We start from the raw sequence: 9,173 nt of genomic DNA, 5'->3' as shown, positions 1-9,173 counted from the left end.
CTGGGNACTCCATCTGTCCGCGGCGCGCTACGTCCGGAGATCACCAAAGATTGCGATGACGTAGCGGAGCCGACTACGGAGCTGCTGACCCGCTACTGGCGGCTACGCGGCTGCCTGCCGGGCGACGATGGGAACCTGACCCCGGTCACACCGGCGACTTCATCCCGTCCTGCNCCTCTGTAGCGATGCCGGTGTCCGCTTCGCCGCAGGCCACCGCCGCATCCTCGCGAGGTATACACTTGAAGTATATTCCTAGCGTACAGTGCCCTCGTGAGTGTTCCTTTGACCCTGCTGGGGCTGTTGGAGCGGGAGCCGAGTCACGGCTATGACCTCAAGCGCGTCTACGACGAGTTCTTCGGCCGAGGCAAGCCACTGCCGTTCGGGCAGGTGTACGCCACGCTCGGCCGGTTGGCGCGCGACGGCAAGGTCATGGTCGGCGAGGCGGAGCCCGGCGACGGGCCCGACCGCAAGCGCTACGTCATCACCGAGGCAGGGGCGACGGAGTTCGAGAGCTGGCTGACCGAGCCGGTGGCGCCCGAACCCTCCCTGCGGACGGTGCTGTTCACCAAGGTCGTGCTGGCGCTGATGCTCGGCCGCGACGCCCAGCAGTACCTCGACGCGCAGCGCGCTGCCCACCTGCGGCGGATGCGCGAGCTGACCGAGCTACGGCGTACCGGCCCGCTCGTCGACGCGTTGCTCGCCGACTACGGACTGTTCCATCTGGAAGCCGATCTGCGCTGGATCGACCTGACCACGGCTCGGCTGGGCGCGATCGCCGAGGTGGTGCGCTCATGACCGTCCTGATCGAGGCCCGCGATCTTGCGCTCACTTTCGGTGAGACCCCTGCCCTGCGTGGCGCCAGCCTGACCGTCGATGCCGGCGAGGTGCTCGCCATCATGGGCCCGAGCGGTTCCGGCAAGTCCACCTTGCTGCACTGTCTGGCCGGCATCCTCACCCCCGACTCGGGGGAGGTGCACTTCAACGGCCGACGAATCGACACCATGAACGAGGCCCGGCGCAGCGAACTGCGCCGGCGTACCTTCGGCTTCGTCTTCCAGTTCGGTCAGCTCGTCCCCGAGCTGACCGCCGAGGAGAACGTCGCTCTGCCATTGCTGTTCGGCGGCACCAGCCGGGCAGGAGCACTCGCCCAGGCCCGGCCCTGGTTCGCCCGGCTCGGCCTGGACGGCATGCAGCGGCGCCGTTCCGGCGAACTGTCGGGAGGCCAGGCGCAGCGCATCGCGCTCGCCCGTGGCCTGGTCGCCCGGCCCCAGGTGCTCTTCGCCGACGAGCCGACCGGCGCACTCGACTCGCTCACCGGCGAACAGGTGATGGAACTGTTGGTGGGTACGGCCCGCGAGCAGGGCACGACCGTCATCCTGGTCACCCACGAGCCCCGGGTCGCCGCCTACGCCGACCGGGAGGCCGTCGTCCGGGACGGCAGGGCCAGCACATTCGCGGCCGAACGGATCGCCCCGTGATCCCCTTCGCGTTCCGCCTCGCCGTCAGTGGCGGCCGCCACGCCCTCGCCCGGCTTGTGATGATCATCGCTGCCGTCGCCATCGGCGTGGGGCTGCTGCTGTCCACGCTCGCCAGCCTGGGCGCCGTCGACCGGTCGAACGCCCGGCAACTCTGGTACAACACCGGCGCTGCCAGCCGGACCGAGACGGCCTCGGTGGACCCTCTGTGGTGGCGGGCCCACCGCGACTTCTACGACGGCAGGTCGCTCATCGAGGTGGACGTCGCAGCCACCGGACCGACCTCACCCGTCCCGCCGGGTCTGCGCAGGCTTCCGGCCCCCGGCGAGTACTACGCCTCGCCGGCGCTTGCCACGCTGCTGCGCGAGACCCCGGCGGCCCAGCTGGGCGACCGCATCCCGGGCCGGATGGTCGGCAGGATCGGTAACGCCGCGCTTGCCTCTCCGGACTCGCTGGTGGCGGTCATCGGCCGCGCCCCGGCCGAGGTCAAGGCCGCGCCCGGGGCACGAGCGGTCACCACCATCGCCGGCACGCTGCCGCCCGCCTGCGACGATGCATGTCTCGGCGAGGGCGTGCGCGGTGACGCCATGACCCTCATCCTCTCGGTGGTGGCCGCCGCGCTGATCTTCCCGGTTCTGATCTTCGTCGGGACTGCGNCCCGCCTGTCCGCCGCGACGCGGGAGCAGCGGTACGCCGCGATGCGACTTGTCGGCGCCACTCCCGGGCAGATCTCGTTGATCGCAGCGGTCGAGTCCGCACTGGCAGCCGCCGCTGGCACAGCCGCCGGCTTCGGCCTCTACCTCGCGCTGCGCCCGGTACTCGCCACCGTGCCGTTCACCGGCAGCCGCTTCTTCGCCGAGGATCTGACTCTCACCGCGTCCCAGACTCTGGGGGTCGCCCTGGGTGTCCCGGTGGCAGCGGCGATCGCGGCTCGTATCGCGCTGCGCCGGGTCATCATCTCCCCGCTGGGCGTGACCCGCCGGGTGACCCCACGTCCGCCCCGGGCCTGGCGGCCGGTCCCGTTGCTGGCCGGTCTCGGGGAACTTGCCTTCTTCGTCGATCGCCGCCCGGCGACCACCAACGGTCAGACAGCGGCCTACCTCGGCGGCTTCCTGCTGGTGATGCTGGGCCTGGTGGTCGGGGGGCCGTGGCTCACCATGGCCGCCGCCCGGGTAGTCGCACGGCGTACCAGCCGTCCGGCGACTCTGATCGCGGCGCGCCGGCTCGCGGACGACCCGAAGGCTGGTTTCCGTTCGGTCAGCGGACTGGTCCTGGCCCTGTTCGTCACCACGGCGACGGTCAGTGTCATCGGAACCATCAACCACANCCGNGGGGTGCTCAGCGGTGANCCGCAGNCCNGGGTCGNGGTAGTGGACGGTGCGCAGCCNGGTGACCCGCCGATGACAGGCGCCGTGCCGGACCGGCTCCTCGCGGACATCCGGGCNGTCCCGGGCTTCCGGGGCCTCGGCATCGTCCACGCCAACCCCCACAGGATCGGAATGGACCCGGCGGATCCCCAGCCATGGGCGCCCGGCCTGGTGGTCTGCACCGACCTGGTGCAAATCCCGGTCATCGGCCGCTGCCCACCCGGGGTGGGCGTCGCGGCCGTCCCGCTCTTCACGTTCCTCGACGTCCAGTCGAACAACGTCAAGCAGTGGCCCTCCGCCGCGATCTCCCGGGAGCAGGCCGCCACACTGCCCGTACAGATGCTCTACGTGACCACCGACGGGTCGACGGCGGCCATGGAGCAGACCCGGACCCTGCTGACCAGGACCTACCCGAACTACATGGCCCGGACGGTCAACGACTGGGGCTCCCACCAGCAACAGGAGTTGGCCAGCTGGCGCCAGCTGGCNAACGTGGTGCTGCTGACCACCCTGCCGATCGCGGGCGCCAGCCTCGCCGTCAGCATCGTCGCGGGCCTGTCCGAACGCAGGCGCCCCTTCGCGATCCTGCGGCTCACCGGGGCGCCCCTACGGCTGTTGCAGCGAGTCATCGGCCTGGAAAGCGCGCTGCCGCTGCTGGCAGGAGCCGCCCTCGCGATCGGGACAGGCTTCGCGGCGGCGGCCATGTTCCTGAAATCCCAGATGAAATACGATCTGATCTTGCCAGGCGAGGCGTACTACACGCTCGTCGTCCTCGGTCTGGCCGCGGCGCTGGGAATCATCNCCTCGACCCTGCCACTGCTTAAGTGGATCACGGGCCCGGAGGCCGCGCGTAACAGCTGATGCTTCCCGCCACGCCCCCACCGCGACGGCGCCCAACTGTGGCCTGCCCTGTCTGTCGTCCGGATTCGGTGGATGAGCGACGCCTGGACCGTTCCCGCTTCGGTGGACACCCGGATTAGCTGTCCGATCCGTCGGGAGAGCGAGCGATGGGCGCGACACGCCGCAGATTCACCGAGGAGTACAAGGAGCACGCGGTCGTTGTACTCGGCCGGGTTGTGGACACCGTCCACATCCCCCAGCAGACGCCCGACGACCACCCGGTTCACCTCCGGGAACGCCTCCCAAGACGGCACGCTCGCCGGTGCTTCCTGGCTCTGGGGGGCACGGCAGCCTCTGCGGACACCACATACCTCCTTCGCCCACCTCGGCCCGGGCCTCACACAGTCGCCGCACGACCGTGACCACNGCCAACAGGCCGTCAACCCCTACGACAGGGGTAGCGCCCCGCGTCAGGCCCGCTGCCCCATGCCGGTGCGGACCTCTTCCCACCGGCTCCGCGCGGTGCTTGGCGTGAGCGGGGGCGTGGGCAGGCCCGCGCCCTCGCGCAGGCCGGTGAGGAAGCTGCCGATCGCGGCGCGGGCGTCGTGGCGGGGCGACCAGCCGAGCTCCGTCCGGGCCCGGGNGGTGTCCATGATCGGTAGATGCAGGACGGCGTCGAAGAGCTGCGGGGAGGCGGGCACCAGATGCAGGTGCCAGGCGGTAGCCAGAGCGCCCCGGGCCAGGCCGGCCGGCATCCGGATGATTCTCGCATTGAGGATGTCGGCGAGCAGGGGTACGTCGACCACCGGGTCGGCCGCGATGTTGAAGGCGCCGCGGGCCCCGGTCAGGGCCGCCAACCGGTAGGCGTCCGCGACGTCGGAGGAGTGCACCACCTGGAAGCGTAGCCCCGGCAGATCCGGCAGCACGGGGACCGTCGCGGGGTGCGTGGGCGCCGCTGCCGGCCGTACCACCCGGCCGGGTAGCAACGGCCCGGCGAGCAGGCGCCGTTGCTGGCTGGCGGCCTCCCGCTTGAAGATGAACCCGGGCCGCAGCCGTACCACCCGGATGCCCGGATAGTCACGTTCGAAGGTGTCGAGGACCCGCTCCAGATACGCCTTCTCCCGGGTGTAGGCGGCCTCGGGCCAGCCGTGGGTCGGCCATCCCTCGTCAACGATGCCTTCCCGGGCGGCGGGCGAGTAGGCGCCGACCGACGAGGCATGCACCAGCGCGGGCACGCCGGCTCGGGCAACGGCCTCGAACACGCGGATGGATCCCAGGACGTTGGTCCGCCATGTGGTCAAGGGGTTGTGGGTGGGTTGGAACAACCAGGCCAGGTGGATCACGACGTCGGCGCCCTGGAACAGCGGGGCGAGGTCGTCCGTGACGACATCGGCCTGTGCCCACCGGGTCTTCGGCGCCGTCCATGTCGGGGTGCGGCGGGACACCCCGACCAGGGAGCCGACCTCGGCCGACCGGCCGAGGGCTGCCAGCACGCTCGTGCCGACATTCCCCGTGGCTCCCACCACGACGATCTTCAGGTTGCTCGNGGTCGGCGTCACCTGATCCNCCTCATCCNCCTCCTGCGGTCGGCCGGGAATCCCCCGTCGGGGGAAGCGGTCTCCCTTCGGAGGAACGGATACCCGCCGACGGGCGTCCAGATGCAGCCCTCAGCTTTCGATGAGTTGCGGTGCGCCGTCCGTCACTCCGAGGCGGCCGCGAGGGAGGCGGCCGCGAGGGAGGCGGCCGCGAGGGAGGCGGCCGGTCTTGCCGCGAGGTCGTCCATCACCGTGGGGGAGACCCATTCGGCGGCCGGCCGGCGCAGGTGGGTGAAGACGGCCGGTCCGCGCTCCGCCTCGGCCCGTTCTCCCGGTCCGTTCCGCGTTGACCGGTCATCTCTGTCACCGACCGCTATCGACACAATTCTTTCTGTCGTATCGTCGTCCGGTCCGCGTTGCGGATATGGATCGGCGGGGNAANCGCACCCGCCCTCCTTGCCGGTTCGTCTTTATTATTTTTACCTTAGTTCCGCGAAACGCTGGCGGGTCGCGTCCCTTCGTGGTCGCCTATCGTTAGTGGTCCACCGCGTCGCTCACCACTCGGCGGCAGGAACATCAATTCCGTTCGTCAGTACTATGTGAAGTGTGTGATAATATGAAGAAGGATCTTGACTTTTCCCTAGTCGACCGGGCTCTGCCGGACCCGGCCGGCGTACCCGGTGACGGTCTGATGCTGCGGTCGGCGATGTCCTCGAAGCCGCCGGCCACCCCACGGCAGCGTCCTGACCACGGCACCGAGGCGAGCTTGAACCGACCTCCGATGGCGCGACCCTACGCTGCGGCGNGNGTCCTGTTNTTNGATGAAGAAGACCGCATACTGCTCGTTGAACCGTCGTACAAGCCGGGCTGGGACATTCCGGGAGGCTTTGTCGAACCGGGGGAATCGCCCTACTCGGCGTGCGTACGGGAGGTCGCCGAGGAGCTCGGTATCGCCCCACCGATCGGTGGTCTGCTCGCGATCGACTGGGCGCCATGTCTTAACGACGGGTGGCTCGACAGCGAGATGCTGGCCTTCGTCTTCGACGGCGGTGTGCTGCCTGCCTCATGGCGGGAGCGCATCCGGCTGGACATGGACGAGATCATCAACTGCGCGTTCGTCCCCGTGGACGAGGTGGGCGGGTTGCTGCCGTCCCCGCACGCGCGACGGGTCCGTGCCGCCGCGGCCCTGCGGGGGGTGCCGCAGCGTAGCGGATATCTGGAGTTCGGTAATCAGATTCCCGAGTCCGTCGGTGGTTCGGTGAGCGTCGCGTCGCTCGGTGAACCGGATGCTCGGGGCGCGGGCGCGGCTCAGGTGCTCGCGGGGCCACCCGCATGTGGTGCGGTGATGATGTCCAGCTTGGCGAACGAGGTGATGGAGGCATGACTGCCGGCGTCTCGGTGAGGATCCGGCGCACCGCCGGTTTGGCGTGACGGTTGCGCACCCACGCCCCCAACCGGGCCCGGGCACAGGGGAACAACGTGCCCAGTACCGTCGCGGTCGCGCTCGTGGTTCCTTCGATGGCGACGAACGTGTCCTCGGCCGGCTCACCATCCTGGCCGATCCCGGCAGGCCAAGCGCCGCGGGGCGCCCGCCGGCCAGGCGGACGCCCCGCGGGCTGTCACTGTTCGGGTGGTCCCGCAGTGTTCGGGTGGTCCCGTGAAGATCAGCGCATGGGCTCGCCGGTGCGTGAGCTCCGCTCCTCGCGGGCTGCCTGCCCGGGAAGCGGGCGGACCGGCCCCCCGGCCGCGGGACGGCCCGCGACGGCGTCCTCGGGCAGCGGGGTGTGCCGGATCTCCTCCAGATCCTTGGCGGACTCGACGGAGATCCGCGGCAGGACCCGGTCGAGCCAGGCCGGCACCCACCAGTTCGCCGTGCCGAAGATGTGCATCAGCGAGGGCACCAGCACGGTCCGGATGATGAAGGCGTCGATGAGGATCGCCGTCGAGAGCCCGAGGCCCATCAGCTTGATCACTCGTTCGTCACCGAGGATGAACGAGGCGAAGACCAGGATCATGATCGCGCCAGCCGCGGAGATGACCCGGCCGGTCTCGGCCTGGCCGAGCGAGACGGCGATCCGGTTGTCCCGGCGCGCGGTCCACTCCTCGTGCATCCGGCTGACCAGGAACACCTCGTAGTCCATGGACAGGCCGAACAGGATCGCGAAGAGGATCACCGGGATGAACGCCTCGACCGGGCCGCCGCTGATGCTGAACAGCGATGCGCCCCAGCCCCACTGGAACACCGCGACGACCACGCCGAAGGCCGCCCCGACCGCGAGCAGGTTCATCAGCGAGGCGGTCAACGGGACCAGCAGGCTGCGGAACACCGCTACCAGCAGCAGGAAGGCGAGGAGAACCACGATCCCGATGAACAGCGGCAGCTTGCCCGACAGCGTGCTGGAGAAGTCCTCGAAGGTGGCCGTGATGCCGCCGACGTAGATGCCGGTGCCGGCCTGGTTCGCCTGCGGGATCACGTGGTCGCGCAGCTGGTTGAGCAGCTTCGAGGTCGCCTCGGCCTGCGGGCTCGTCGTCGGGTACAGGGTGGCGATCGCCGCCTGCCCGTTTGGGCTCGGCCGCGGGGCCGAGACGGAGGCGACGCCTGGTGTCGCGCGGGCCGCCGCCACCACAGCGCGGAGGCTTGCCGTGTCCTGCGGCGAATGGATCTCGGCGACGATGCTGAACGGACCGTTGAACCCCGGTCCGAAGCCCTCGGCCAGCAGGTCGTAGCCGCGCTTGGTGGTCTTGGCGGTGTCGCCGTTGCCGAGGTCGGACGAGCCGAGCCGCAGCGAGAGGAACGGGATCGCGATGACGGCGATGACCACCGCGCTGACCACCGCGAACAACTGGGGCCGCCCCTCCAGCCGCTTCGCCCAGTGCCACCAGAAGCCCGAGGTGCTTTCGTGCACCGGGCCCTCCTCAGCCAGCCTGCGCCGGTCGCGCCGGTTGAGCACCTTCATGCCGTAGAAGCCGAGCAGGGCCGGCAGCAGGGTGACGGCCGCGGTCATCGTCATCGCCACGGCTACCGCCGCCGAGATCGCCACGCCGTAGAGGAAGCTCACGCCGAGCGCGAACATGCCGAGCAGCGCGATGCAGACGGTCATGCCGGCGAAGAGCACGGCGCGCCCGGAGGTGTTGACCGCGGTGACCGTGGCCTCCTCCGGGCTCTTGCCTGCGCGTAGGCCGATGCGGTGCCGGTTGACGATGAACAGGGCGTAGTCGATGCCGACGCCCAGTCCGATCAAGGTCGCGAGGACCGGGCTGAACTCGGCGATCGTGAGGACGTGGGAGAGCAGGATGATCAGGATGCTGCCGACCCCGAGGGCCATGATGGCGGTGATCAGGGGCAGAGTGACGGCCAGCAACGAGCCGAAGGCGACGAAGAGGATGATCGCCGCGGCGATGATGCCGATCAGCTCGCTGTAGCTTTGCTGCTGCTGCTCGATGATCGAGACGACCTGACCGGTCGCCTCCACCTGCAGGTCGTCGCCGCCGTAGCCTCGAGCGGTGTCGACGAACCGCTGGATGTCGTCCTTGGGCAGCTCGATGCCCTGCAGGNCGAAGTCGACGGTCGCGAAGGCCGTGTGCCCGTCCTTGCTGATCTGGGCGGCGCCCCGCGGCCCGTATGGGCTCGTGATCCCGGTGACGTGCGGGACCTTGGCGAGCTCGCCGAGCATCTCGCTGGCCCGATCGGAGATGGCACGGTTGGTGATACGAGTCTTGTCACTGTGCAGCACGATGGTGGCGCTGTCTCCCGACGCCGCCGGGAAGTCGCGTTGCAGGAGGTCGATGGCCTTCTGCGAATCGGTGCCGGGCAGGGAGAAGGCGTCCTTGTAACTACTTCCGGCCACCTGGCTGATGCCGCCGAGCCCGAGCAGCGCGACGATCCACAGGAACAGGACGAGCCGACGGTGCCGGAAGCACCAGCGGGCGAGCGAGGCCACGGTTTCCCCTCGGGC

General features: G+C 69.8%; 7 protein-coding genes. 4 read left to right on the top strand and 3 right to left on the bottom strand.

The window, feature by feature from the left end:
- The first annotated feature begins 270 nt into the window (after nucleotides 1–270).
- Genes CED_RS00810 through CED_RS00800 form a run of 3 tightly spaced genes read left to right on the top strand, consistent with a single transcriptional unit; the run spans nucleotide 271 to nucleotide 3,703 of the window.
- Nucleotides 271–795 (top strand): PadR family transcriptional regulator, encoded by a 525-nt coding sequence (locus tag CED_RS00810; RefSeq protein ID WP_023841185.1) that lies wholly within the window; start codon nucleotides 271–273, stop codon nucleotides 793–795.
- Nucleotides 792–1,478, top strand: a complete 687-nt coding sequence (locus tag CED_RS00805; protein WP_011435265.1) for an ABC transporter ATP-binding protein — start codon at nucleotides 792–794, stop codon at nucleotides 1,476–1,478. The genes CED_RS00810 and CED_RS00805 overlap by 4 nt, the downstream gene beginning before the upstream one ends.
- Nucleotides 1,475–3,703, top strand: a complete 2,229-nt coding sequence (locus tag CED_RS00800; RefSeq protein WP_035908158.1) for an FtsX-like permease family protein — start codon at nucleotides 1,475–1,477, stop codon at nucleotides 3,701–3,703. Before CED_RS00805 ends, CED_RS00800 begins: the two co-directional genes overlap by 4 nt.
- A 449-nt stretch (nucleotides 3,704–4,152) precedes the next feature.
- On the opposite strand, the gene CED_RS00795 is transcribed toward CED_RS00800, so the two are convergent.
- Nucleotides 4,153–5,241, bottom strand: a complete 1,089-nt coding sequence (locus CED_RS00795) for an NAD-dependent epimerase/dehydratase family protein (RefSeq protein ID WP_235186835.1) — start codon at nucleotides 5,239–5,241, stop codon at nucleotides 4,153–4,155.
- Nucleotides 5,242–5,381: 140 nt separating this feature from the next.
- The gene (locus CED_RS00790; RefSeq protein WP_035908157.1) at nucleotides 5,382–5,600 is read right to left on the bottom strand and encodes a hypothetical protein; all 219 of its coding nucleotides are present in this window, start codon (nucleotides 5,598–5,600) and stop codon (nucleotides 5,382–5,384) included.
- Between the two features lie 233 nt (nucleotides 5,601–5,833).
- Between CED_RS00790 and CED_RS00785 the strand changes: the two genes are divergently transcribed.
- Entirely contained in the window at nucleotides 5,834–6,601 is a 768-nt protein-coding gene (locus CED_RS00785) for an NUDIX domain-containing protein (protein WP_369807760.1), read from the top strand.
- A 280-nt stretch (nucleotides 6,602–6,881) separates the two neighbouring features.
- Here CED_RS00785 and CED_RS00780 read toward each other — a convergent pair whose 3' ends face one another.
- Nucleotides 6,882–9,158 (bottom strand): MMPL family transporter, encoded by a 2,277-nt coding sequence (locus tag CED_RS00780; RefSeq protein WP_035908156.1) that lies wholly within the window; start codon nucleotides 9,156–9,158, stop codon nucleotides 6,882–6,884.
- Between the last annotated feature and the right edge of the window lie 15 nt (nucleotides 9,159–9,173).

Source organism: Frankia sp. CeD (assembly GCF_000732115.1).
GTDB lineage: Bacteria > Actinomycetota > Actinomycetes > Frankiales > Frankiaceae > Frankia > Frankia casuarinae.
This window is presented reverse-complemented; position numbering and strand designations above follow the sequence as displayed.

Excerpts from the sequence above, each read along its gene's own strand:
- CED_RS00805 (WP_011435265.1), top strand. The coding sequence starts at position 792 with ATGACCGTCCTGATCGAGGCCCGCGATCTTGCGCTCACTTTCGGTGAG.